Raw genomic sequence first — 24455 nt, 5'->3', positions numbered from 1 at the left:
ACAGAAGGTGAAAATACAATGGCTGAAGATTTTAAGAATATATTGCTTGAAAACATTGATAACGAACATTTTGTTGTGCTATTTCTGACAAAAAGCATCAGCAAGGTGCCAGCATAAAAAACAATGGCTCAAGGAACAGATACCACAAGGTCATATTTTCAGAAAGCTTGACGAAAGGGGAAAAGTTTTTATAGAATATGTGCCTTTGGAAATAGCTTGGGTTCCTGTAACTGGCGATTTATATCTATTGCCTGGGTATCCGGGGCCTTTAAGGGCAAGGGATATGCAAAGCAACTGCTCAGCTACTGTATTGATGATGCTAAAAAACAAGGGAAATCAGGTGTTTGCATATTAACTTCAAAAAGAAAAACCCTTTTTTATCAGAAAAGAAGTTTGAAACAATCAGGCGGATCGCATATAAAGAAAATAGCTTCGTTGAAACCGAATTTTGGATTGGTAGAGCCACAATTTCAGAAGGAATCCCGGTCGGATTCAACATGTCCTTGACATATCCGGACGTCTTATATTCTTGGCACGGAAACGAAATGATTAAATCAGAGGTATGTATTTACTTTTTTGCTTTGGGATGACGCCTTGATGCGCAAGAACAGGAAGAAATACCTGCAGCACTGCGACAAGCATTACAACTTCAAGAGGGAGCATAATTGAGTTTTTTATAAGACTTTTTACAAAAAAGTAGTAGTACCCTTTATCATATAGCATACTGCTCCAAAGGCATCCTAATCCGACATGAATGCCAAAATCGATGATCAATTTGCAAACGAATACCCGTAACACAGAAATTTTGCACTGGTAGAGGAATATCCCGTAAATAAAGAATTCAAGCATGGACGACAAAGTATATCCCGGAAAAAAGACGGTGGCGGGGATAAGCAGGTAACCGATTAAATCGTATGCTAATCCGGCGGATAAGCCGACAACCGGGCCGAAAATCATCGAACCGAGAGCAAGAGCCAAAAAAGCGGTGGTAATGCGAAGATTTACACCTACCGGGATATAAAGTGAACTCAGGACTGTACTGAGAGATATGGTCAATCCCGCGAAAACAAGTGAGCGGGGATTTCGAAACTCGGAACAAGCGGTAATCCAGTATTTTGGCGTGAAGATTGAGCGAATTTTATTTTTTAACATGAAAAAACCTCCTTGAATATGGCAAGACTCAATGCCACATAAAGGAGGATCGCTCCTATATGCGGCAGCGGGATGCGATAATTGTACGGCAACTTTCGTATTGCTTGTGCCATAACGAAATGTTTCCGTCCCGAGATCAACTCCCCGTTTCTCGGGCACATAACCCACAATTATCTACTCTGCCATTTTTCTAAAATTTGAATGCAAAACGAAATTAAATAATAACCGGCGGAATTCCTCCTTTCCGCTACCATGCAAAAAAGGCCGGCTATCTGGACTGTTCGCCCAGACGGCCGGCCTTTTCTGTCATACTCCCCTGTGGTACTCCACATCCGTCAGTCATATGACTCTTAAATTAAATGATAAGCCCTTGACAGCCTTTTGTCAAGAAATTTGAATGAGAAAGTATAAAATCTATCCATCGTCCTTATCCGGGCAGCGGCTGGTACGTCGTAGAAATGTAACTTAGAAAGCAAAGAGTTAGAGTAATTATCGAATTTTTGCAAGTACCCTGTGAGCTATATATAGCGCAAGAGTAAAAATACATGCAGCGAATACATTCACGGTAAAAAGCGTAGTCTTTCCGACCCATGCAATGAATAGAAAAACCGCCATAATACCTGCACCTATAAAAAAAGTTCTTGTTTTACTCACGTCTTCTTTTTTCCCTGCTTTAAAAGGGTTTTTTAATATGACCTCGACGATGATAAAGGCGGACACAATCGTAAGGCCTAGAGAGATCATACTTCCCACAGAGATAGAAATCTCAAAATTAAGAGGTCTCCCGGTTGCAAGATCACATACCAAAGCGATTGTCTCATCTGCGATAATGATATTGATTGCGCCAAGAATAGACAGGCACCAGCAAATGATATCAAAAAACTCCAAAACTTTTTCTGCCATACTTTTTGGGGGCAAACTTGCGATGATGTCATCACAAAAAACTTTGTAATCTTCCCCAACGACGGATTTGATATTTTCGCCTCTTTTTTGTGCGGACAAGACCATTTCCAGTAAATCCTGTCGAATTACCTCCTGATTATGCTCAGAGATATTTGCTCCCCGCAGGTAACAAATAATATTGGTAAATGCATCCAGGTTTTCAGTGTTTACCTGTTTGTCTAATTCGTTGTTGATCCGGTTAAGTTCTTTCGTTTGTTTGTCCATCCTTTTGCCCTCCATCTTTAAATAGCATGTTTACGGCATCTTCTAGCTCCCTCCAATTTGAATAAAAGGCATCCAATTCCTTTCTTCCCGCTGGCGAAATGGAAAAATATTTTCTCTTAGGCCCCAATGGGGATTCCCGGTATTGTGCTGTAATCAGTCCATTCTTTTCAAGCCTTAATAAAAGAGGGTAAATGGTTCCTTCTGAAATATTTAAAAAGCCGTATTCTTGCAGCTCCTGAGAAATTTCATAGCCATAAGTCTCTTTATGACTGATAACTTTGAGGATACAGCCTTCCAATGTCCCTTTCAGCATTTGTGATGAGAGCAAGCAGGTTCACTTCTTTCGGAACTATTATGTCTTGCAATGCACCTGCTATATTGTAATACATGATAGATGAACTGTCAAGAACATTATACTGATCAGTAAACACAGTGGGCCCGCGAATCGCACAAAAAAATAGAAAAGCCGCATGGCTACTGAATTATTCAGTAGCTCATGCGGCTTTTCTTATGTGCTGTTTCCCCTTCGCCCCCAGGAGGACACCGGAGGACGGCGGAAAAGAAAAGCTATTTCGGCATATAAGCGCGTCATCACTGATTGCAGGTTCCAAAGCCAAGGCACTGATACAGATAGTTCATGAGATCAGAAAAGCACATGTCCATAGCCTCCTTATGTATTTGGAATATTTAAATAGTAACAAATTTGTAACTATTTTGCAAACGTAATTTATGGAAAGGAAAAAGGCAGGAACTGATCATATCTTAGCCATCCTTGCGGAATGCCGCACGAAGGAAGCGCGCCCTGCACAAAAATAGCCGCGCTGGAATCGGAATTCCAGTGCGGCCGTGCAAAACGATGCGTATAAAAAGAAGATATTTATATTATAGCCGGTTGGAAGGAAATGTCAATGCAAAATATCGCTTCCGGCGTCGCCGGAAGCGGCTGTTCTAAGCCCACCGGAATCGGTTCGGGGAAAGGGCATCCTTCCATGGAAAAGTCATGCTATCTCTTTTTCGCGCACCTCCACGGCGGATTCATCGATGCTCTCTAAGTCCTCATAAGTGCCATTGCTATGTATTGCTGCAAAATGCAGGAACGCCGGCATGCAGTCTCCGCAGTCGTTTTGGGATGGAATAATGGCCAATTCAATTAATTGCCCATCCTTTACCCGTGAGAGCCTTTCCTTCAGCATTTTTCTGTCTACAATAATCTTTACCAATTTTAGCATCCTTTCTTTATTAGGTGACTTAATGCACCTTTTTCTCTTAGAAGCAGTCTTTATTATGAACACACGTTACAGTGAAAAGTGTCGAATAAAATTATATTTATAAAAATCATCACATAAGCCAAAAACCGACGCTGTTAGCAAAAAAATTAATGCAAAAAGCAAACTGCTCAAAAGATCCGAACAGGCAAAAATATCATCCACTGGATGCATTTGCACCAATGCCGGAAGAGGTGCAATAAAAGCGGCGGCCCTAATTAGCGGGAACCGCCGACTGATACGAAGACCACCTCCATATCTCATAGCACGCTTTAAGTCTATAAATCCAATGTGAACATAGCGCTAATTCGAGTTTAAAAAACAGTGAGAGGCTGTTGCCAATTTATGGGCGGGCTTGACCCGTCGCTGGCAACAAGGTATGCTTTCAAATCCGAAATTACGGCAAATAAAGATCACCGGGGTTCCCGCCAAATGCAAAATGCCCGCCGGACCCCGCCGAACAATGGTACCTTGTGGCGGATAGCTTGTGATAATGATATCGCAGTTCAGATACTGAAACGATTGAAGGCTGACGGCGAAACGGCGCCCGCCGCAAAGATGTTTTCCTCTTTTGCCATGGGATTTTCTCATTTTTCAAAAAAGTTTTAATAAACTTCTTGACTTGGACTCGACTTCAGGTTGTACGCTGTAAACGATGCGGATTTGATCAAGATGAATGAAGGAGGATTCTTTGGGATGGCAATCGTTTATATGACAAAGGACATCAGTTCTGATGGGCTGATGAGGATCTACAGGGCTTTGGGCCGCGGGGCTTTGGGCAGAGTCGCCGTGAAAATCTCCAGCGGCGAGCCGGGCGGGCACTATTTCCTTTCACCCAAGCTGATTGAACCGCTGGTGAAAGCAGTAAGCGGCACGATCGTGGAATGCAACACCGCCTACGGCGGAGGCCGCGCGGATACGAAAAGCCACCTCCGCACGATGGAGCAGCACGGCTTTAAGGCTATCGCACCGGTGGACGTGATGGACGCGGAAGGCGGCATGAATCTTCCCATCTCGGGCGGAAAGCACCTCAAGGAGGACGTGGTCGGCTCTCATTTTGCCGGCTACGATTTTGTTGTCAATCTCGCGCACTTCAAAGGGCACGCCATGGGCGGATTCGGCGGCGTCATCAAGAATATGTCCATCGGCATCGCGTCTTCAACGGGGAAAAGCCTGATCCACAGCGCGGGCAGGGAAACGGTGGGATTCGGCGTCAACACGCCGCAGGACGATTTTCTAGAATCGATGGCGGAGGCCGCAAAGGGCGTCGCGGATTATTTGAAGGACCGTATTCTCTACATCGATGTAATGAACAACCTGTCCGTGGACTGTGACTGCGACAGCCATCCGGCGAAACCGACGATGGCGGACATCGGTATTCTGGGTTCGCTCGATCCGGTGGCACTCGACCAGGCCTGCGTGGATCTCGTCTATGCCGCGCCCGACGGCAAAGACCTGATTGAGCGCATAGAGTCCCGGCATGGGATTCACACGTTGGAACATGCGGAAGCAATAGGGCTCGGCAGCAGGAAATACGAGCTGAACGCTGTTAGCTGAGCCGGGATCTGAGAGCGGGCATGCTCATGGGCCGTGCCCCTATACGGGCAAATCCAGACGGGAGGCCGTAGAGAAGAGAATCTTCTCTACGGCCTCCCGTCTGTTTCGACGACAGATCCTTATGCACCCGCGCAGGAGTGCTCTTTTTTTACTTATACACTTGTAACCAGTATTACAATGTGATATATTTAATTTGTAACCAGTATTACATTTTGGCGGAGGGTTTGTATGAATCAAAACGATTGGGCTGTCGTCAACTATACACTGCCGAGGGAACCCTCGAGGGTTCGCGTCTCTTTATGGCGCAAGCTGAAAAAGATAGGAGCGGTCAATATCCAGCAATCGATGTGGATTCTGCCTCTGACGGATGAGAATTTCAGCCTGTTCAACGATATCAAAAGCGAGGTTGTCCAGAACAACGGCGAGGCGTTCGTCATGAAATCTTCTGTAGACGAAGACGGGCAAAAAAATATTATCAAGCGGTTCAACTCGGCAAGGAATGAGGAATACGGGGAGCTTCTTGAGCAGTGTGAAGAATTTTTCAAGGAGATCGACAAGGAAATTGCCCGGGAAAACTTTACATTTGCGGAGATAGAAGAGAACGAAGAAGAGCTCGATAAATTGAAGCAATGGTACGCGAAAATAGAAGCGAGAGATACTTTCGGAGCTTCCTTGGGGAAAACCTCAAGTGCAACGCTCTCGAAATGCGCCGAAGCACTTGAGAAATTCTGCGATAAGGTATACGAGTTTACCGATAAAACATAGGGAGGGTCCATAGTGAAAAAGAAATTTGCTGTTTCCAATATTGTTTTGCTTGGGCTTGTCAGTCTGTTTGTCGATATGAGCACCGAAATGGTTTACCCTCTGGTCCCGCTCTTTTTAACGGCAACGCTTGGGGCGTCGCCTGCCATAGTCGGAATCATAGAAGGAATTGCCGAAAGCATAGCCTCGCTTCTCAAGGTGTTCAGCGGCTACATCGGTGATGTGCGCCACAATAAAAAGCGCCTCGCTTTTGCCGGATATTCCGCGTCTGTTATTTATAAGATATTTCTTCTTCTGGCTGTGTCCTGGCCCGGCGTTTTAGTGGCAAGGGTGATCGACCGCACGGGGAAAGGCATCCGAACCGCTCCGCGCGACGCGCTTGTGGCGCAATCAAGCGACGGCAAAAAGCTCGGCGGGTCGTTCGGATTACATAAAATGCTGGACATGGCCGGTTCCTCGCTTGGCGCTCTGTTTGCCTATCTTTTCATTGCCACCAGCTTTGGATTCCACAGGGCGTTCCTGCTTTCCATCATCCCTGCAGTAATAGGAATCCTGATCATTTTTTCTGTCCGGGAAGACAAAAACAGCGGTATGGTATCTGAAAAGCTCACGCTGAAAGGGCTGAAGCTTGACGGAAAACTGAAATTATATCTTGCTGCAATCTTTGTTTTTTGCCTCGGAAACTCATCGAACACCTTTTTGCTTCTGAAAGCACAGGAGAGGGGATTTTCGGCTTCGCAGGTTCTTCTACTGTATCTGGTTTTCAATGTCGCCGCATCCGTGCTTGCCATTCCGTCCGGAAAGCTGTCCGATCGATTTGGAAGAAGCAGAATCCTTGTGCCGGGATACCTGATCTACGGTCTTGTCTATCTCGGGTTTGCGCTCTTGACGTCGAAGCCCGCCATTCTGGTCCTATTCATCGCATACGGCGCATACACCGCGTTTATCAGCGGAGCGGAGAGGGCTTTTATCGCCGAGAACGCGCCTTCGGGCTTCAAGGGGACCGTACTGGGAATTTACGGCATGCTGCAGGGGTTCGGACTGTTATTGTCGTCCATCATAGCTGGGTTCCTGTGGGATAAAATAAATTCCGACGTTCCATTCCTGTTCGGCGGCGTTCTGGGAATTGTTTCAGCCGTCATAATAGGAACAATACTCAGGGGAAATAATTGCGCTGGGGAATCGTGCTGATACCGGGGTGTCAAACATTTGATTTAACTGTCCCGGGGAGGGGCGGGGAAGCAAGGCAGGACCGACAGTTACCGGCCTGTTTGGAATCTGGCCGGGGCGCAGGGAATGAGACGATCGGAGATATCAAAACAGGCAGGGACGCCCATCGCGAGGCAGCGGGGACTCCTGGCGGGGGCTAACGGAAAGCGGCTTTTTGTATGATGCTGTTCTCAGGCCCTGCTTTTTGCAGGTATTCCTCGATTGCCCGAATCGCCTCGTCGCTGATGGAATAGGCGATTCTGTTCATTTCCTGATCGGATAATGTGCATCTGTCCCCGATGGTCCGATCAAAGAATATTCTTAGAATTTCACGTTTGTTGCGCGAAATTCTGGCGACGGCGGTTCCCAGGACCGTAAGGCCGATTCCTCCACGGGGATCTTTCCGAACCATACCTTCGGTTTCCAGAATTTTAACCGCCCTTGTGACGCTTGGCTTGGCAACGTGCAGGCCGTTCGATATATCAACCGGGCGCACATATCCTGTTTGCGTGCTTTGCCGGTAAATGAAGTCCAGATAGTTCCGGCTGGAATAAGACAAGTTCTTTCCATCCACTTGTTTTCACCTGCCTGTCTTCTGGCACTCTGTGCCTGTGTTTACGTAGGGTACTGACAAAAATATCCGTGGGATTAAGAATATTGCCTGGAATTTGCTTCAGAAATGATTAAATCCATGGTGGTGTCCTTCAAAGTCAAGATGTTCCTCAAAGCCGCGGCATCCCCCAAAGCCTCGGTGATGCCCGTGGTGCATGGCCTCCTGTTCCAGTCCGGCCGAATCGATTGCGTCCAAATGGGTGCAGAGCTTTTCGGTGAGGATCAGCATCTGGCTGATTTCCTCCCCGGACAATCCTCCAAACAAAGTATCCGTCATTTTTCTTGTGGCATCCTGCGATTCTTTCACAGCGCTTTTTCCCTGCTCCGTCAGGAAAATATGCATGACGCGCTGGTCCTTTTCATCCTGTTTTCTCTCCACAAGGCCAAGCTGTTCCATTTTGGCGAGCATTTCCGTCATGGAAGAAGGCCGCACATCCATTTCCTCAGCAAGATCGCGCTGGATGACCCCGTCGTTTTCCGCGATGAGAAGCAACAGCCTTGACTGTTCGCGATAATAGCCGCCTGCGTGACCGATATGGTGCGCGCACCGATGCATCTGCCGGCCAAGGCGGTGAAGGGCGGTGAAGAGCTTCAGCGAATTATTAGAATCGTTCCTCATTATTTCATACCTCCAAATTTAATTTAGGCACCTAACTGATTGTGTTATACTACTCCGGGGGAGCATTGTCAAGCATTAATTTAGGCTCCTAATTAAAAATCGAGCGCCCTATGGCTTATAATCGGAAGAATAAGGACATGCCGCATGCGGCTGTACGAGGGGCCTCCAAACCCAAGGGTAAAATCATCCGTACCCTTTACAATGTGGTTCATCGATGATATTCTGAATTTAAAGCTGATTTTGATTTACTGAAAGGAATGAAAAAATCTATGAATTGCTGCTGGTGCACGGTTACAACGGAAAAGCTGGAAGAGTCCGTGAAATTCTATCAGGAAATTGTCGGGCTCACCCCTGTAAGGCGATTTTCCCCCGCCCCGGGTACGGAAATCGTATTTTTGGAGGACAAGAATAATTTCAAGATTGAACTATTGCAGAACGGCAATGCCACCGGTACCGCAAAAGAGGGAATTTCATTGGGATTTGAGGTGGATTCGCTTACGGATATGCTGAAAATAGTCCAGTCTAAAAACATTTCTGTGGTCGGCGGACCCGTAAAAGTGCCGGATTGTTCTTTCTTTTTTGTGAAGGACCCAAACGGCGTCTCCATACAGTTTGTGGAGAATCGTCGTTGATTGGTTCCTGTCCCGATGGAGAACACGGGGCTGCCGGGGACCTCCGGCAGCCTTTTGCATGAAGGTGAAATGTACGTTTCAGGCCTTGACAGAAATTGCAACATGTGCTAATATTACAGTCGGTTAGTCAATGCTAACCGACTGTAATAGCTATTGGCGTTCCAGACACAAAAATTTTTGTATCAAAAGTTATGCTGTGACTTATAAAAACGGTAATTTTATCGCCAAGAGTTAGTCACAACTAACCAAAACGAAATACTGCCAGGGAGGTAATGGTGATGGAAAAATCTTTTGAGGCGTCGCTTGTGGAGCAATGCGCCCCGACACTGGCCGGGATGAAACCCGCAAATCTGTTCCTGTATCAGTCTGAAGACCGGGAATCGGTTTACAGTGACATCGCGCGTTGGGACCGGGAGCTTGCCCCCTATGCGATGTCGGTGTGCGTCGTAAAAGAATGCGAATGTGAATCTTCCTATTTGGTCTATGTCTATCGGAAAGCGGGGCTTGCACGGGTCCTTTCGGAGCGAATGACCTGCTCCTTTCTTCGGACGCTTGGGTATGACACGTCGCGCGGCTGTGACGCTCTTCTGCGGCAGCTTTCCGGGCGCCTGTGCCTGGAACGGGAATTTCCTCATGAGATCGGAATTTTTCTGGGCTATCCTCTGTTTGATGTGATTAGTTTCATGGAGCACAAGGGCAGAAATTACGCTTTCTGCGGTTATTGGAAAGCCTATTTCAACCCCGCCGGGGCGCGGAAACGTTCCGGTCAGTACCGAAAATGCACTTATATCTATAAACGCATGTTTGAAAACGGGACACCGATTTCGCGGCTCATCGTGGCCGCTTAACGGTAGTATTTTATTGAAAGGATGAAATATTGATGACTAAAATTGCGATTGTTTATTGGAGCGGTACCGGCAACACGCAGGCCATGGCGAATCTCGTATTGGATGGCGCCATGTCGGCGGGCGGACAGGCCGATTTGTTTACGGCTGGCGAATTCACGGCCGACAAAGCGAAGAATTACACGGCCATCGCTTTCGGCTGTCCGTCCATGGGGTCGGAGCAGCTGGAAGAATCTGAGTTTGAGCCCATGTATCAGTCCGTAAAATCAGAACTCGGCGGAAAAACGGTAGCGCTATTCGGCTCCTACGGCTGGGGCGACGGCGAATGGATGCGGAATTGGGCCGTGGACTGCGAATCGGCCGGCTGCCGCATGATAGCGGAGCCAGTGACGGTGAACGGCGCTCCCGAGGGGCTTGACGCCGAAGCGTGCAAAGCGCTGGGCAAGGCGCTGGCCCAGGCTTAGGCAGGACAAAGCAGGGAAAACCCTGCTTTGTCCGCGCCATTATTCCCGCAAATGTTTCCTTGCGTGTTCTTTTAATTTTTCAAAGGTTTCGTCGCTCAGGTCATGCTCCATTTTACAGGCGTCAGCCGCGGCGGTTTTCTCTTCCACCCCAAGACTGACAAGAAATTTCGTCAGTAACTTATGCCGGGTGTAGATGCGCTGTGCTACTTTCATTCCAGGTTCTGTCAGAGTGATATAACCGTCGTCGCTCATCTCGATATAACCGTTTTCTCGCAGCCGCTTCATAGCCACGCTGATGCTCGGCTTGGAGTAACCCATCTCATTGACGATATCGATGGACCGGACTTGCCCTTGCCGTTCTTTGAGCATCAGGATCGTCTCAAGATAATCTTCCGCCGATTCATGAATTTCCATCGCATATCCCTCCGTGTGGTAAATCTATTATGCTATAGATTAGCACAAACTAACCACTTTGGCAAGAATAGTGTTCAGAAACGCTTGACAGGCATGGTTAGCGGTGGTAAACTAAAATCAGGAAAGAGGTTAGCGAGACCTAACCTCTTGTAAAAAGGGCAAGAGTTAACCGATGCTAACTTAAAGGAGGAAAAGGATATGATGCCTCTGACGATGGCGAGAGCCGGGGATACGGTGACGATCCGGAAGATCAACGGAAAGGACGAGACACGGCAGCATCTGGCCGCGATGGGTTTTGTGGAATGCGGCCTGGTGACGGTGGTCAGCGAGCTGGCGGGGAATCTCATCCTTCAGGTGAAGGAAAGCCGCATCGCGCTGGACAGAAGCATGGCGAACCGGATCATGATTTGAAAGAGGAGAGCGATCAATGCTATGAAAACACTGAAAGAAGTAAAACCGGGAGAAACCGTTGCAGTCAAGACGCTTACCGCGACCGGCCCCCTGCGGCGGCGTATCATGGATATGGGCATCACGAAGGGGACGGCGATCTCGGTCCGCAAGGTGGCGCCGCTGGGGGACCCGATCGAAATCACGGTCCGCGGATATGAGCTGTCCATCCGGAAGAATGAGGCAGAGCATATCGAAGTAGCGTAAATTTTTCTGCGGGGAAGTTAGCAGAGGCTAATTAATTGAAGGAGGGTTTTTCACAGATGGGGATAAAAATAGCGCTTGCCGGCAACCCGAACTGCGGCAAAACGACCATGTTCAACGGCCTGACGGGAAGCAGCCAATATGTCGGGAACTGGCCGGGGGTCACGGTCGAAAAGAAGGAGGGAAAGCTGAAAGGGAATAAGGATGTGGTCATCACCGACCTGCCGGGGATCTATTCTCTTTCGCCCTACACGCTCGAGGAAGTCGTCAGCCGCAACTATCTGATCAATGAAAGGCCGGACGCCATCATCGATCTGGTCGACGCGACGAATCTGGAACGCAACCTGTACCTGACGACGCAGATTCTTGAGCTTGGGATCCCCGTTGTGATTGCCCTGAACATGATGGACGTGGTCAAGAAATCCAAAGACCGGATCGACACGGAGAAGCTTGGCGCGGCGCTGGGATGCGAAATTGTCGAAACCTCCGCTCTGAAAGGGACCGGCTTGCGGGAGGTCACCGAAAAGGCGATCCGCCTTGCGCGGGAGAAGAAAGAATTTCATTTCCAGTGCGAATTCAGCGCGAAGATCGAAGACGCGCTGAAAAAGCTCTCCGAGCTTTTTGAGGGGACTCTTGAGGCCCCGCGCGCGAGGTGGTATGAGGTCAAGCTGTTCGAGCGGGATGAAAAGGTGCTCGCGGAGCTCTCCATGACGAAGGAAAAACGCGGGCGGCTGGAAAAAGTCGTAAGCGAGGCGGAAAAGGAGCTGGATGACGACAGCGAGACGATCATCACCAATGCGCGTTACGAATACATCTCCAGGCTGACGGCGAACTGCCTGCACAAAAAGCAGAGAGCCCTTTCGACCTCCGACCGGATCGACCGGGTCGTGACCAACCGGTTTCTGGCGCTCCCGATTTTCGCCGCCGTCATGATCCTGATGTACTATATCTCGATCACGACGATCGGCGGCATGGCGACCGACTGGGTCAACGACACGCTGTTCGGGGACTGGATCCCGAACGCGGTGACGTCGGGCTTGCAGGCGATCGGCGCGGCGGACTGGCTGCAGGGGCTGGTCATCGACGGCATCATCGGCGGCGTGGGGACCGTGCTGGGCTTCGTGCCGCAGATGCTGCTGATTTTCTTCTTTCTTTCCGTTCTGGAGGATTCGGGGTACATGGCGCGGGTCGCGTTCATCATGGACCGTATTTTCCGCCGGTTCGGGCTTTCGGGAAAATCCTTCATCCCGATGCTGATCGGAACGGGCTGCGGCGTGCCGGCGATCATGGCCGCCCGGACGATCGAGAATGAAAAGGACCGCCGCATGACCATCATGCTTTCCACCTTCATTCCGTGCACGGCGAAGACCGTCATCATCGGCATGATCGTCTCGACGTTTTTCCCGCGCTCGGTGCTGATCGCGCCGGCCATGTATTTTCTCGGCATCGCCATCATTGTGCTCTCGGGCATCGCGCTGAAAAAGACGAGCTATTTCGGAGGGGACCCGGCTCCGTTCGTCATGGAGCTTCCCGCCTACCATATCCCGTCGCTCAAGGGTGTGCTCATTCACATGTGGGAACGTTCCCGCGCCTTCATCATCAAGGCGGGCACCATTATTTTCACCGCCTGTGTGATCATTTGGTTCCTTTCCAATTTCAGCTGGAACATGCGGATGGTCGATATTGAGCAGAGCATTCTGGCCAACATCGGCAACGCGATCGCGTGGTTCTTCGCGCCGCTCGGCTTCGGCAGCTGGAAAGGCGCGGTGGCGACGATCAGCGCGGAGATGGCGAAGGAACAGGCGATCAGCACGCTGGCGGTCCTGAACGGGGTCGCGGACGCGGAAAACGACGCGCTGGTTTCGCAGGGGATCGCTTCCATGTTCACAACGATGGGCGCGTTCTCGTTCATGCTCCTCAATATTTTCGATCCTCCCTGCATCGTCGCGATGTCGACGACCATGCGTGAGATGGGCAGTAAAAAATGGGGCTGGATCGCCATCGGCTATCAGGCGCTGGTCGGCTATCTTCTCGCTTTCGTCAGCTACCAGCTTGGAAGCCTGTTCTTCGGCGCATCGTTTGGATTCGGCCAGATTGTCGCCGTTCTCGTCGCGGCGGCGGTGATTTACCTGATCGCCCGTCCGGCCCGCAAGGACAGCACGCAATACCTGGAGACCAAGGTGCATGCCTGACATGGTTTTCAATTCCGGCTGCGGAGGCGGTTGCTCCTGCTCTGGACATGCTGCCCGAAACAGCGGGAAAGGGGCGCGGATGTTGGTTGTCTGTGTCCCTCCTGTCAGGGAAATCGTACATTCCAATGTGGGTCCCCGCTCCTGCGGAAAAAGAAACGAAATATGCGCAATGTCGGTCGTTTTAGCTGGCGATTAGATCAATCACCATCTGTTTTAATTTGAAAAGAAGTGATAGGATGCCCACAGCCGTTATATGCCTGATTTTGTTTTTATTTATTATCTTTGGAATCAAGAATTTCTTAAAACGAATGTCTTCCGGCTGTTGCGGCAGTGGAGACACACTGCGCAGAAAACCTGTAAAAGACAGAAATAAAAAGCACTATTCATTCGTAGCTACACTTAAAATCGGTGGGATGTCGTGCGGAAACTGTGCGATCCATGTGGAAAATGCTTTGAATGAGCTCGAAGGGGTCTGGACGAAGGTGAATCTAAATAAGCAGACCGCAACGGTTCTGATGAAATCGGAAGTCAGCGACGATCAGCTGACCCGCCTGATTTCTGCTGCGGGATATAAGGTGGATGAAATCCGCAGAACCTACAGAAAGGGATAAAGCATACATCCATTGTGGTCTCTCCTGACCATGAGAAGAAAAAGGTATTCTTGTAAAATTGAGGATCTGAGTAAAATGAGGAGCGCTTTAGCGCTCCTCATTTTACTGCCTTTTCACTTTTAAGTATCTGTTCTTTTTAATCCGGAATCGCCTGGCCGAGATCCCACATCGGCCCGTCTCGCCGGGATCCGCGTATTTGATCCCATGGCAGCTACTGGAGTTCCTTCGGAATAAACCAGAGTCCCTTGTTGTTCTTCGACATGTATGCCTTCAGCTCGTCGGAACGATAAGCCGCGACAAGATCCTTTGCCCATTTCGCGTCCTTGTTTTCCGCCTTGACAACTACCTGAAGAATCAGATGGTCCAGAATGTCCTCCTGCAAAAGAGCGGTGGACGGATCGATCTTTGCGTTATACACGATGCTGCCGGTGATGACCGCGTAATCGAAGTCATCCAGAGAGCGAGGGATATTCAGAGAATCCATTTCGACAAAAGACAGGTTGTATTTGTTTTCAGCAATATCGCTTTGTTTCACTTTGGAAAGGTCGACCGATTTATTTAGGGTAATCCAGCCCGCTTTTTGCAGAAGCACATAGGCTCTGGCAGTATTCGACGCGTCGTTCGGAACCGCTACGACCGCGCCTTTCTTGATTTCATTCAGCGATTTGTGCTTGGAGGAGAAAATCCCCGCCGGCACGGTTGGAATCGGGCTGATCGGCGTCAGGTCGCCCTTGTAGGCTTTGTTGAAATTTTCGGCGTATGCGGTGTGCTGTTCCACATTGAAGTCAATTTCCCCGTTGTTCAGCGCGGTGTCGTTCTGGAGAAGGTCGGAAAATTCCACCGCCTTCAGCTGATAGCCTTCCTTTTCCAGAATCGGTTTGATGGCCTCTTCGAACAGGATCGTGTAGGGCCCCTGGGATTTTCCGTATTTCAAAACCGTTTTGCCGGAAGACGATGAGGATTGGTCCGACGCGGCGGAATTTGCCTGCCCGGCACTCGAAGGCGATGCCGCCGTGTTTTCGCCCGGTGCGGCGCATCCTGTGAACGCGACGGATAACAGAACCAGTAGACTTAAAGCTGCGGATACTTTTTTCATACTACTTACCTCTTCTCAAAATCAAGTTATTTATGGGTGCGGACTTTCTTGGAAAAATGGTTTCCAACGGACTGGATCATCTGAACGAAAAGGATCAGCACAATGACTGTGGCGGTCATAAGCGGCGTATTGAACTGCTGGTACCCGTAGGTGAGGGCAAGGTCGCCGACGCCCCCGGCGCCGATCGCTCCCGCCATGGCGGTGACGCCCAACAGTCCGATTGTCCCCGTCGTAAGCGTCAGAATGAGGGACGGCAGGGCTTCCGGCAGAAGGAAATGCCAGATGATCTGGAGAGTCGAAGCGCCCATTGCCTCGGCGGCCTCTATGATTCCCGAATCGACCTCTAAGAGGGAGCTTTCCACCAGCCGCGCCAGATACGGGCTGATGTAAAACACAAGCGGAACCAGAGCGGCTCTCGTCCCGACCGTTGTGCCCGCGATCCCTTTGGTCAGGGGCATGATAAAGACAAGAAGAATGATAAAGGGGACCGAACGGACAATGTTGATCAGATCATTCAGAAGGCTGAAAGCGATTCTGTTTCCAAGGACGCCGCCTGGTCTGGTCAGGACAAGCAGGATGCCCAGCGAGACTCCGATCAGCGTGCCGATCAAAAGGGCCCAGAACAGCATATAGATGGTTTGTTCCGCCGCCAGCAGGAGTTTTGCGGAGGAGATGTCGAGGGATTGCTCAATCAGCTTTTCCATTATTCCAAAGTCACCTCCTTTACTTCCACGCCGGATTTTTCGATATACTGTTCCGCTTTCGCAATCTCATCATTCCGCCCCGTCAGACGAACTTTCAGGATACTCAGCACCGTGCCCTGCAGTTCGCTTACCGTGGCGGACAGGATGGCCGTCTCCACGTTGAAAGTTTTATCAATTCGTGAAAGGAGGGAATCCTGAGCGCTGATTCCCGTGAATTTCAGCCGGAGGATTTTTCCTTGCCTATTGTCTTCCAGGATAGATTTGCGGATGCTCTCCGGGACCGTGTCGTCGATCACCGTTTTGACGAATCCTTTTGTGATATCGTGCTGAGGGTTGCCGAAAACGTCCAGAACGTTTCCCTGTTCTACGATCTCGCCGCTTTCCATGACTGCGACGCGGTTGCAGATTTCCTTGATCACGTTCATCTGGTGCGTGATCAGCAAAATGGTGACTCCCAGTTCCCGATTGACTTTTTTCAGCAGCTGCAAAATGGATTCCGTCGTTTTCGGATCCAGCGCGCTGGTGGCCTCGTCGCACAGCAGGATGGACGGGCTGGTCGCGAGCGCCCGCGCGATGCCGACCCGCTGTTTCTGGCCTCCGGAAAGATTTTCGGCGTAAACGTCCTTCTTCTCTTCCAGCTCGACAAACCTCAAAAGCTCGCGGACGCGTTTCTCGGTTTCTGCTTTGGGTTTCTTCTCCAGGACCAGAGGAATGGCGACGTTCTGCCGCACGGTTTTGGAATTCAGAAGATTGAACTGCTGAAATACCATGCCGATATGCTTTCGGACCCCGCGCAGTTTTCGCTTCGGCAGGTCCGTCACGTCGATCCCGTCGATGATCACTTTCCCTGAATCCGGCCTTTCCAGGAGATTCACGGTACGGATCAGGGTCGATTTTCCCGCCCCGCTGAAACCGACCACGCCGAAGATATCCCCGTCGTCAACCTGGATCGAAACGTTTTTCAAGGCTTCCACATCTCCGGATCTGCCGGGAAAAGTCTTGCTCACATTTTGAACGACGATCATACCGTTCCACCGCTTTTCAGGGTTTGAAGGGCCTTTTCGGCAAGCGAAGCGACATAGGCGGATGCGGCCGGCAGCGCCTTCGGGTCAACGCGGAATTTCGGGTTGTGGTTCGGTTCGGACTCTCCGGTCCCGATCTGGATATAGACGCCCCGGAGGGTCTGCTGATAAAAAGCAAAGTCTTCGCCGCCGAGCGCCGGGATCGCCGGAACGACTCTCAGGCCGGCGTCTTCCGCCGTTTCCGCCGCAAACGCGGTCCAGCGCGGATCGTTGTCCGTCGCCGGGGGGCCGGCGATCCAGCGGAAATCGGCTTTGGCGCGAAAAGCCTCCGCAATGTTTCCGGCGAGTTCCTCCAGACGCTTCGGGATGGACTGGCGGTCCTCCTTTTGCAGCGTGCGGACGGTTCCTTCCAAGAACGCGGAGGAAGGAATCACATTCCAGGTGCTCCCAGCGGCGACATGCGTGATGCTGACGAGGCTCTGATGGAACGGGTTGGTGTTCCGGCTGACGATGGTCTGCGCGGCGGAAATGAACTGCGCCGCCGTCACGATCGGGTCAATTCCGTCCTGCGGATACGCCGCATGGACGCCCTTTCCCGAAATGGTGATTTCAAACCGGTCGACCGCCGCGGTCATGGCGCCCGGCGAGATCACGACCGTGCCGACCGGGATATTGGGGATCACATGGATTCCGAAGATCGCCTGTGCGTGATCCAGTGCGCCGCTTTCCGTGATTTTCAACGCTCCGAGCGAAGATTCTTCCCCTGGTTGAAAAATGATCCTTACGGTCCCCTGCAGCTCCTTTTCCCGCCGCTTGAGCAGCAGCGCCGCCCCAAACATGGCCGCTGTGTGGAAATCATGGCCGCAGGCGTGCATGATGCCGTCATTTTCAGACTTGTAGTCAAGGTCCGTCTGCTCCTGAATCGGAAGCGCGTCGATATCGCAGCGGACGGCGATAATCGGTCCGGGCCGCGCTCCGGCCACTTCCGCCACCAGACCGGTTTCGAGCGGCAGATCCAGGATTTCGATATCCGCCGCGCACAACAGTTCCCGGATCTTTTTTGTGGTTTCAAACTCCTGAAAAGAGAGCTCCGGGTGCCGGTGGAGCCATTGAAAGGTTTGAAACAGTTTCGTTTCGTCCAGTGCAAAATCATTAGTTTTCATAGTTCTAAGCCCCCAAAATTCAAATGCGGTGAAATACAAACAAAAAAAGCCGGCAGATCATGTGACCTGTCAGCCTTCCTTGTTCTGTCCTGCAAATGCAGACTATAAAGGCAGAAAGATCCGGTCACGTTTTATTTTGGGCATACAGCAGCACATGATTCCGCACAACATGCGCATCAAGCAGTTCATGGAACCGTTTGCCCAAAACTTCATCGTAACCCTTTCCCTCCTCAATTAATAGTAACAATATATGTTTTATATGAGTGTATTGTAACCCCGTTTTTGCAATTTGTCAAGATAATTTCATCGTACAGGGATCAGTCTTTCAGAGCGGGGCGATGCCGCCGCGGTCAGGCCGCCGGCGGACGGTGTGAGAACAGGGAAACCATCTTTCGGTTCTGCAATGCGAAAATTCAGATCCCGCGTGGGATTCGCCGGAGCTGTATCGCGATGGACCCGAGGCTTTTGAACGGTGTTTCAGAAGTGTGCGAGGCAGGAATGCTTGCAGTGAGCTGGTTCGCTTTTATGCTTTCCTCCATTTTAATAGCAGCGATGAGTTTATAATGACGGCGACCGAACCGGCGTTATGTACAAGCGCGCCGACGACCGGATTCAGCACGCCGATGATCGCGAGTATAACCGCGATACAATTCAGCGTCATCGATGCGATCAGATTGATATTGATGGTTTGCATCGTTTTTTGCGACAGTAAAAGAAGATGCGGGATTTCTTTGATGCCGTCGCTTACCAGGGCGATGTCGGAGGCGTCGATCGCAATGTCGCTTCCCATTTTGCCCATGGCGATGCCAACCTGCGCCGCTTTTAAAGCGGGGGCGTCGTTGATTCCGTCGCCCACCATACAGACGGGCTGCCCCTTTTCTTGAAACTCAGCGATGGCCGTCAGTTTTCCCTCCGGCAGACAGCCCGACCTCACGTCGCTGATGCCGGCCATATTTGCCATATGGGTTGCGGCCGGGGACGCATCCCCGGTCAGCAGGACTGTCTTTATGCCGATCTGGTGAATTGCGCTGACTGTTTCTTCGGCGTCGGGGCGCAGCGTGTCCGACAGGGCGATCCATCCGGCGGGTTTTTGGTTGCGGCACAGATAAATGATCGTGCTGCCTTCCTTTTTCGCCTCTTCGGCGGACGACTGGAATGCTTCCGGCAAGCCGACCTGCCGCTCGGCCAGCAGGGCCTCGTTCCCGGCGAGGATCTCGTCTCCGTTTATGATCGCGAGTACTCCCCGGCCCGCGAACAGTTCGAATGCTTCCGGATCGTCAGGGAAGCGGTCCTTTTTTTGGTGATAACAGGAAAGAATCGCTTTCCCGAGCGGATGCTCTGACCTTAACTCTGCGGATGCGGCGAGTTCTAAAATTCTGTCGCTGCTCAAATCTTGATCAAAGCTTTCCACACGGACTACGGTCGGTTTTCCGTAAGTCAGAGTACCGGTTTTGTCAAAGGCGATCCGCTTCACTTTGGCAAGTCGTTCCAGCGCGTCGCCCTCGCGGACCAGGATGCCGTATTTCGTGGCATTTCCGATTCCGGCCATGATTGCGGTAGGCGTGGCCAATACCAGGGCGCAGGGGCAGAAGACCACCAGGATGGTAACAGAACGGATGATCTGGCCGGTAAAAAGCCATGTTAAAATTGCCGCCGAAAGCGCGGTCACTACGATCCATGTCGCCCACCGGTCCGCTATTCCTACGATTTTGGCCTTTCCGGCGTCCGCCGATTTCACAAGCCGGATCATCTGCTGGAGGGAGCTGTCTTCGCCGACCTTCAGCGCCGTCATTTCAAAAATACCGAACTGATTGACGGTGCCGCTGAAAACCTCGTCGCCTTCCGCCTTATCCACAGGAAGGGATTCTCCCGTCATGACGGATTGGTCGATCGAGGTTTTTCCCTTTGTGATCCGGCCGTCGACGGCGATGGTTTCGCCTGCCAGGACGCGCAGAATATCGCCGGGCTTTACCTGCTCGGCGGGGATGATTGATTCCCGATCACCCTGCACCAGCCTCGCCGTAGCGGGAGTGAGGTGCACCAGCTTTTCAATTCCGGAACGCGCCTTTGCAACCGTTCGTTCTTCCAGATATGCGCCGATTGTCATGATAAAGGCGACTTCGCCGGCGGCGAAGGTCTCTCCAATGATGACTGACGCGATCAGCGCGATGGAAACCAGCACGTCTGCCTTGATATCAAATTTTGTCACCAATCCTGCTGCTGCCTCCTTTACGATAGGGATTCCACAAAGCAGAATCGCGATCCATGCGGCGTCAACCGGCAGATTTCCAATGTTGAAGAAGCTGACGATCAGGGATGCGAAAGAAACCGCAAGAATCAGCATGGTTGGTTTTTCTCCATCTTTCCAGAACCGTAGCAAGAGAACATTCCCCCTTTATATACTTATACCTAGTATAGGTATATAATACCCCAAGGGGTATGCTTTGTCAATAAAAAACGGCTGCCGTAAAGCAGCCGTCCCGTTTGGTTTCTCTTTCCGCTCACAGCCTTGAAAAATGGTCGATCGCTTTCGCAAAATCCGCAATTGCCTTGTCGGCGTCTCCGTGCTCGATCCCCTCGCGCACGCAGTGATTCAGATGACCTTCCAAAACGATTTCGCCCACCTTGTGCAAGGCGCTTTTCGCCGCGTTTATTTGAATCAGAACGTCCTCGCACGGGACGTCCTCGTCAACCATTTTGTCAATCGCCTTAACCTGCCCCATGATTTTGCTGAGCCGTCTATGCAGGTTATCCGAATCCATGCACTGGCGCATCGTAACTCCTCCTTCAATACCCTATAGGGTAAAATAAAGTATAGCATCAAGGGGCATCCGCGTCAACACGGCGCCGGTACGGTGAACCGTATATGCCTGATTTTTCTGTGAGATACGTTTTCCCGCTCTTTTATTTGCCGAGTCACTATGCTATAATACAATATAGGTTAGCAATATCTAACCGGTTTTGAAAGATGATCGGAAGGTTCTTGTGCGTTTCTGATCGATGAATGCTATTTAAATGTGATATGTTCTTGGTCCGGCGGCAGGAAAGGAGATTTTTCGCATGGCGCATGAAGAAATCAGGCAAGCCTATCAGATACTGGGCCGGGAGGCAACCGCCTATGATGGTATGATCACCTGCTCTACGGCCTTTGGCAGGATCGTTTGCAAACTGGTCTGGGATATGGACAAGGCGGACAACGACCGCTATCTTCAACAGGCCCTTTCCGGAATCCCGGAGGACTTTTCCGGGAGGCTGCTGGAAGTCCCCGTTGGTACGGGGGTGCTTACCATGCCGGTCTACCGAAAGCTGGCAAACGCGGATGTGACATGCCTGGACAATTCGGCGGAGATGATGGCGACGGCGCGGAGGCGTGCGGCCAGGCTGGGCTTGCCGCACGTCCGCTTTCTGCAGGGCGATGTCGGCGCACTCCCCTTTGAGGATGGGAGCTTTGATATCGTGCTGTCCCTGAACGGCTTCCACGCTTTTCCGGACAAGGAAGCAGCCTACCGGGAGACCTTCCGGGTGCTTAAACGCGGCGGCGTTTTCTGCGGCTGTTTTTATATCCGGGGCGAAATCCGGCGCACCGATTGGTTCGTGCGGCATTTTTATGAGCCGAAGGGATTTTTCAGTTCTCCGTTTGAGACAGAGGAGAGTCTGAGAACACGACTGGCGGTCCTTTATCAAAGCGCAAATCTGGGTACGGTAAAATCCATGGCTTGCTTTTGCTGCCAAAAGGCGGAATGATAAAGGGCTTTTACGCAAAAACGATGCAGGTTGATCGAGAAGGAAAAAGATATCTTCATGAAATCTTCACAACAGGCTGATAGCATTTGAAATGCTGTAGAAGTCAGAGGACTTCTCTCAGAAATCTGCCTGTTTGGAAGTGATCGGATGGCTCAGCGGTGGATTCAAAAACAACTTTGGGTTCAGGGAATGATGCTGGAAACCGATGAAACGGAACTGGAGCTCGCATTGAATGGACTGGACGGCGTCAGAGACGTGAAGGCGAGCAGCGTGGAATCCAATGTGCGGTTTTCCTATGATCCGGAGAAGATAAAACTCAAGAAAATAACAAAAGAAATCTACAGTGCCGGTTATATTTCCTCGGAAAAGGCGACGAGGCGTCCGGAGAGCAAACCGGTCCCGCCGCCGCCGATGATCATCCTGCCGGAAGATGCTCCGGCGCTGCAGAGCCGTTCCGCGACGGACAGGTCCTCCGACGGGCTGATCCGTAAGACGCTGAAAATCGGCGGCATGTTCTGCACCGGCTGTGAAATGCGGATCGAAAACCGCCTTAAAAAGGTAAAGGGCGTTGTCAGGATCAGGGCCAGCTATGCCGCCGGAAGCGCGGAGATCACCTATGATCCCCGCATCGTCCCCTGGAGCGAAATCGCCGGGGTGATTGAAAAACTCGGCTATCAGGCGGCCGGCAGTCCCGAACCAAAAAGCACAGAGAATGGGAGACAGGGTAAAAACGATGACAGAATTCCGATCAACCATCTGCTCGGCATCGGCATCATCATTCTCGCTGCCTATCAGGTCCTCAAAAATACAGTCGGATTCAACTTTATTCCGAATGTCACGCAGGGCATGGGGTATGGCCTTCTGTTCGTGGTGGGACTGATTACTTCCCTGCACTGTGTCGCGATGTGCGGCGGCATCAATCTTTCCCAGGCGGTATCGTACAAATTTTCTGAACAGGAAAGGAAAAGCAAACTCGCCACGCTGAAGCCGAGCCTGTTGTATAACGCGGGGCGGGTGCTCTCCTATACCATGATCGGCGGCATTGTCGGCGCGCTCGGTTCCGCGGTCAGCTTTTCGGGAACGGCGAGAGGAATCGTTTCTATGACTGCGGGTATTTTCATGGTGATCATGGGGCTGAACATGCTGAACATTTTCCCTTGGCTGAGGCGTTTCATCCCCCACATGCCGAAGATATTCGTCACGAAGTTCCACATGAGCGGAGAGCACGGCCCGTTTTTTGTCGGGCTTTTCAACGGGCTGATGCCCTGCGGGCCGCTGCAGGCCATGCAGCTCTATGCGCTCGGCACCGGCAGCCCCGTGAAGGGCGCCCTGTCGATGCTGGTATTCAGCCTTGGCACGGTTCCGCTCATGTTCGGGTTTGGCGCGGTCAGTTCCTTTCTGAGCAGTAAATTCACCCATAAAATAATGAGGGTCAGCGCAGCGCTTGTCATGGTTCTCGGCGTCGTTATGCTGAACAGGGGTTTCTCCCTTTCGGGGATCAATCCGCTCGGCCTGATCACGGCGAAAGCCGCGAGCCAAAGCAATGCGGCAACCGTAAAGGGCGATGAGCAGGAGATCACGACACAGCTTCAGGCAAACAGCTACACGCCGATCACGGTACAGAAAGGCATCCCGGTCAAGTGGACGATCCGGGCGGACGCCGGCGCCATCAACGGCTGCAACGGGACGGTGACGATCCCCCAGTACAATATTGCGAAGACGTTGCAGCCGGGCGACAATGAAATCAATTTTACCCCGAAGCAAACCGGCGTGATCACTTACACCTGCTCCATGGGTATGATCACCAGTACGATCTCGGTCGTCGAGGACATTTCGGAAGCCGCTCCGCCCGCTTCCGGCGAGCAGCCGGAAACCGGGACCGGCGGAAGCAATTCCGCGGATGCGGTCGGCGTTGCGAAAATCAGCGGGAACGAGCAGGAGGTCGCCGTATCGGTCGGCGGCAACGGCTATTCGCCGCCTATCCTCGTCCTGCAGAAGGGCATTCCCGCGAAAATCAAATTTAATCCAACCCGGTTGACTTCCTGCAATGAGTACGTTGTGTTTCCGGAACTCAACAGCCAGCTCGATCTGAGCAGCCGGACGGAGACCCCCGTTTTCACCCCGCAATCCGATTTTTCCTTCCAGTGCGGGATGGGAATGCTCGGCGGCTATGTCAAGGTTGTGGACGACATCAGTCAGATCGACATCAACGCGATTCAAAACGAGGCGGAAAATTACGTGTCTGCCGGCGGCATGTCCTGCTGCCAATAGAAGGGGAGATCATGGTGTTCCGTTTCCGCTGTTGCAGATTCGCGGAGCCTGAAACGGTATAATCCCGGAAAAAGAGCAAAAAATCCAACTGGCGGGCGCAGGCCGCGTCAGACTTCAGGAACGCCGCCCGCCGACCGCTGACGTTTGAAATGCTGATAAAATCGGCTCCCAATGCCGGCGAAAAAGCCGGCCGGCGCATCGTTGCGGTCGATTGAGGGCCAGGGGCACGATGAAATCGACTTCTGACGGAATTCATGCTATCATAGTAAAAAAGAGCAGAAGCTCCGCAAGGGGGGCTTCTGT

Annotated in this window: 27 protein-coding genes and 2 riboswitches; of the genes, 14 read left to right on the top strand and 13 right to left on the bottom strand. The window is 51.3% G+C overall.

All coding sequences use genetic code 11. The features are described 5' to 3' along the window. Positions 1–216 precede the first annotated feature (216 nt). Positions 217–507, top strand: a complete 291-nt coding sequence (locus tag VA597_RS11635; RefSeq protein ID WP_326974605.1) for a GNAT family N-acetyltransferase — start codon at positions 217–219, stop codon at positions 505–507. Between the two features lie 42 nt (positions 508–549). Here the strand turns inward: VA597_RS11635 and VA597_RS11630 are convergent, their stop codons facing one another. The 4 genes from VA597_RS11630 to VA597_RS11615 form a co-directional block, all read right to left on the bottom strand. Further along, positions 550–1152 (bottom strand): folate family ECF transporter S component, encoded by a 603-nt coding sequence (locus VA597_RS11630; protein ID WP_128743069.1) that lies wholly within the window; start codon positions 1150–1152, stop codon positions 550–552. Between the two features lie 63 nt (positions 1153–1215). Then, positions 1216–1336, bottom strand: a riboswitch (THF riboswitch). Between the two features lie 92 nt (positions 1337–1428). Further along, positions 1429–1505, bottom strand: a riboswitch (ZMP/ZTP riboswitch). 136 nt (positions 1506–1641) lie between these two features. Continuing rightward, positions 1642–2319, bottom strand: a complete 678-nt coding sequence (locus tag VA597_RS11625) for a hypothetical protein (RefSeq protein ID WP_128743067.1) — start codon at positions 2317–2319, stop codon at positions 1642–1644. Continuing rightward, positions 2294–2632: a PadR family transcriptional regulator gene (locus VA597_RS11620; RefSeq protein WP_164919130.1), complete on the bottom strand. Its 339-nt coding sequence runs from the start codon at positions 2630–2632 to the stop codon at positions 2294–2296. Before VA597_RS11620 ends, VA597_RS11625 begins: the two co-directional genes overlap by 26 nt. Positions 2633–3317: 685 nt before the next feature. Continuing rightward, positions 3318–3548, bottom strand: a complete 231-nt coding sequence (locus VA597_RS11615; protein WP_326974604.1) for a hypothetical protein — start codon at positions 3546–3548, stop codon at positions 3318–3320. A 381-nt stretch (positions 3549–3929) separates the two neighbouring features. On the opposite strand from VA597_RS11615, the gene VA597_RS11610 reads away from it, so the two are divergent. The 4 genes from VA597_RS11610 to VA597_RS11595 all read left to right on the top strand — a co-directional run bounded on the left by VA597_RS11610 (position 3930) and on the right by VA597_RS11595 (position 7094). Further along, positions 3930–4193 carry a hypothetical protein gene (locus VA597_RS11610; protein ID WP_128743063.1) on the top strand — a complete coding sequence of 88 codons (264 nt, stop codon included), beginning with the start codon at positions 3930–3932 and terminating at the stop codon, positions 4191–4193. A gap of 87 nt (positions 4194–4280) precedes the next feature. After that, a complete protein-coding gene (locus tag VA597_RS11605) occupies positions 4281–5141 on the top strand; it encodes a DUF362 domain-containing protein (RefSeq protein ID WP_205703165.1) in 861 nt (286 codons plus the stop codon). Positions 5142–5369: 228 nt separating this feature from the next. Continuing rightward, positions 5370–5906, top strand: a complete 537-nt coding sequence (locus VA597_RS11600) for a Chromate resistance protein ChrB (protein WP_128743059.1) — start codon at positions 5370–5372, stop codon at positions 5904–5906. Between the two features lie 12 nt (positions 5907–5918). After that, entirely contained in the window at positions 5919–7094 is a 1176-nt protein-coding gene (locus VA597_RS11595) for an MFS transporter (RefSeq protein ID WP_243112502.1), read from the top strand. A 175-nt stretch (positions 7095–7269) separates the two neighbouring features. Here VA597_RS11595 and VA597_RS11590 read toward each other — a convergent pair whose 3' ends face one another. Beyond that, entirely contained in the window at positions 7270–7686 is a 417-nt protein-coding gene (locus VA597_RS11590) for a metal-dependent transcriptional regulator (RefSeq protein ID WP_128743057.1), read from the bottom strand. A 99-nt stretch (positions 7687–7785) separates the two neighbouring features. Further along, entirely contained in the window at positions 7786–8343 is a 558-nt protein-coding gene (locus VA597_RS11585) for a MarR family winged helix-turn-helix transcriptional regulator (RefSeq protein ID WP_128743055.1), read from the bottom strand. Between the two features lie 257 nt (positions 8344–8600). On the opposite strand from VA597_RS11585, the gene VA597_RS11580 reads away from it, so the two are divergent. The 3 genes from VA597_RS11580 (at position 8601) to VA597_RS11570 (ending at position 10284) form a co-directional block, all read left to right on the top strand. After that, positions 8601–8975, top strand: coding sequence for a VOC family protein (locus tag VA597_RS11580; RefSeq protein WP_326974603.1), 375 nt, complete (start codon positions 8601–8603; stop codon positions 8973–8975). A gap of 278 nt (positions 8976–9253) precedes the next feature. After that, on the top strand, positions 9254–9823 hold the full coding sequence (locus VA597_RS11575) for a DUF3793 family protein (protein ID WP_128743051.1): 570 nt from the start codon (positions 9254–9256) through the stop codon (positions 9821–9823). Between the two features lie 32 nt (positions 9824–9855). Further along, the gene (locus VA597_RS11570) at positions 9856–10284 is read left to right on the top strand and encodes a flavodoxin (RefSeq protein WP_128743049.1); all 429 of its coding nucleotides are present in this window, start codon (positions 9856–9858) and stop codon (positions 10282–10284) included. Positions 10285–10323: 39 nt separating this feature from the next. Here VA597_RS11570 and VA597_RS11565 read toward each other — a convergent pair whose 3' ends face one another. Continuing rightward, positions 10324–10698 carry a metal-dependent transcriptional regulator gene (locus VA597_RS11565; protein WP_128743047.1) on the bottom strand — a complete coding sequence of 125 codons (375 nt, stop codon included), beginning with the start codon at positions 10696–10698 and terminating at the stop codon, positions 10324–10326. 198 nt (positions 10699–10896) lie between these two features. On the opposite strand from VA597_RS11565, the gene VA597_RS11560 reads away from it, so the two are divergent. From VA597_RS11560 to VA597_RS11545, 4 genes are all read left to right on the top strand, one after another. Continuing rightward, entirely contained in the window at positions 10897–11109 is a 213-nt protein-coding gene (locus VA597_RS11560; RefSeq protein WP_128741999.1) for a FeoA family protein, read from the top strand. Between the two features lie 21 nt (positions 11110–11130). Then, positions 11131–11352, top strand: coding sequence for a FeoA family protein (locus tag VA597_RS11555; RefSeq protein WP_128742000.1), 222 nt, complete (start codon positions 11131–11133; stop codon positions 11350–11352). A gap of 56 nt (positions 11353–11408) precedes the next feature. Continuing rightward, positions 11409–13541: a ferrous iron transport protein B gene (gene feoB / locus VA597_RS11550; protein ID WP_326974602.1), complete on the top strand. Its 2133-nt coding sequence runs from the start codon at positions 11409–11411 to the stop codon at positions 13539–13541. A 236-nt stretch (positions 13542–13777) separates the two neighbouring features. Then, positions 13778–14152: a heavy-metal-associated domain-containing protein gene (locus tag VA597_RS11545; protein WP_128743043.1), complete on the top strand. Its 375-nt coding sequence runs from the start codon at positions 13778–13780 to the stop codon at positions 14150–14152. A 211-nt stretch (positions 14153–14363) separates the two neighbouring features. Here VA597_RS11545 and VA597_RS11540 read toward each other — a convergent pair whose 3' ends face one another. The 6 genes from VA597_RS11540 to VA597_RS11515 form a co-directional block, all read right to left on the bottom strand. Continuing rightward, positions 14364–15248, bottom strand: coding sequence for a MetQ/NlpA family ABC transporter substrate-binding protein (locus VA597_RS11540; protein ID WP_326974600.1), 885 nt, complete (start codon positions 15246–15248; stop codon positions 14364–14366). A 26-nt stretch (positions 15249–15274) separates the two neighbouring features. Then, positions 15275–15952: a methionine ABC transporter permease gene (locus tag VA597_RS11535; RefSeq protein ID WP_326974599.1), complete on the bottom strand. Its 678-nt coding sequence runs from the start codon at positions 15950–15952 to the stop codon at positions 15275–15277. Then, positions 15952–16977 (bottom strand): methionine ABC transporter ATP-binding protein, encoded by a 1026-nt coding sequence (locus VA597_RS11530; RefSeq protein WP_326974598.1) that lies wholly within the window; start codon positions 16975–16977, stop codon positions 15952–15954. The genes VA597_RS11535 and VA597_RS11530 overlap by 1 nt, the downstream gene beginning before the upstream one ends. After that, the gene (locus VA597_RS11525) at positions 16974–18137 is read right to left on the bottom strand and encodes an amidohydrolase (RefSeq protein ID WP_128743035.1); all 1164 of its coding nucleotides are present in this window, start codon (positions 18135–18137) and stop codon (positions 16974–16976) included. Before VA597_RS11525 ends, VA597_RS11530 begins: the two co-directional genes overlap by 4 nt. 523 nt (positions 18138–18660) lie before the next feature. Then, positions 18661–20517 (bottom strand): heavy metal translocating P-type ATPase, encoded by a 1857-nt coding sequence (locus VA597_RS11520; protein ID WP_326974597.1) that lies wholly within the window; start codon positions 20515–20517, stop codon positions 18661–18663. A 121-nt stretch (positions 20518–20638) separates the two neighbouring features. Further along, positions 20639–20911 carry a metal-sensing transcriptional repressor gene (locus VA597_RS11515; protein ID WP_128743031.1) on the bottom strand — a complete coding sequence of 91 codons (273 nt, stop codon included), beginning with the start codon at positions 20909–20911 and terminating at the stop codon, positions 20639–20641. Between the two features lie 286 nt (positions 20912–21197). Here VA597_RS11515 and VA597_RS11510 point away from each other — a divergent pair, with 286 nt between their 5' ends. Together VA597_RS11510 and VA597_RS11505 are read left to right on the top strand one after the other, a co-directional pair. Next, positions 21198–21881, top strand: coding sequence for a class I SAM-dependent methyltransferase (locus tag VA597_RS11510; protein WP_128743029.1), 684 nt, complete (start codon positions 21198–21200; stop codon positions 21879–21881). 189 nt (positions 21882–22070) lie between these two features. Beyond that, the gene (locus VA597_RS11505) at positions 22071–24152 is read left to right on the top strand and encodes an urease accessory protein UreH domain-containing protein (RefSeq protein ID WP_326974596.1); all 2082 of its coding nucleotides are present in this window, start codon (positions 22071–22073) and stop codon (positions 24150–24152) included. The last annotated feature ends 303 nt before the right edge of the window (positions 24153–24455 follow it).

Source organism: Caproicibacter sp. BJN0012 (assembly GCF_035986805.1).
Classification (GTDB): Bacteria; Bacillota; Clostridia; order Oscillospirales; family Acutalibacteraceae; genus Caproicibacter.
This window is presented reverse-complemented; position numbering and strand designations above follow the sequence as displayed.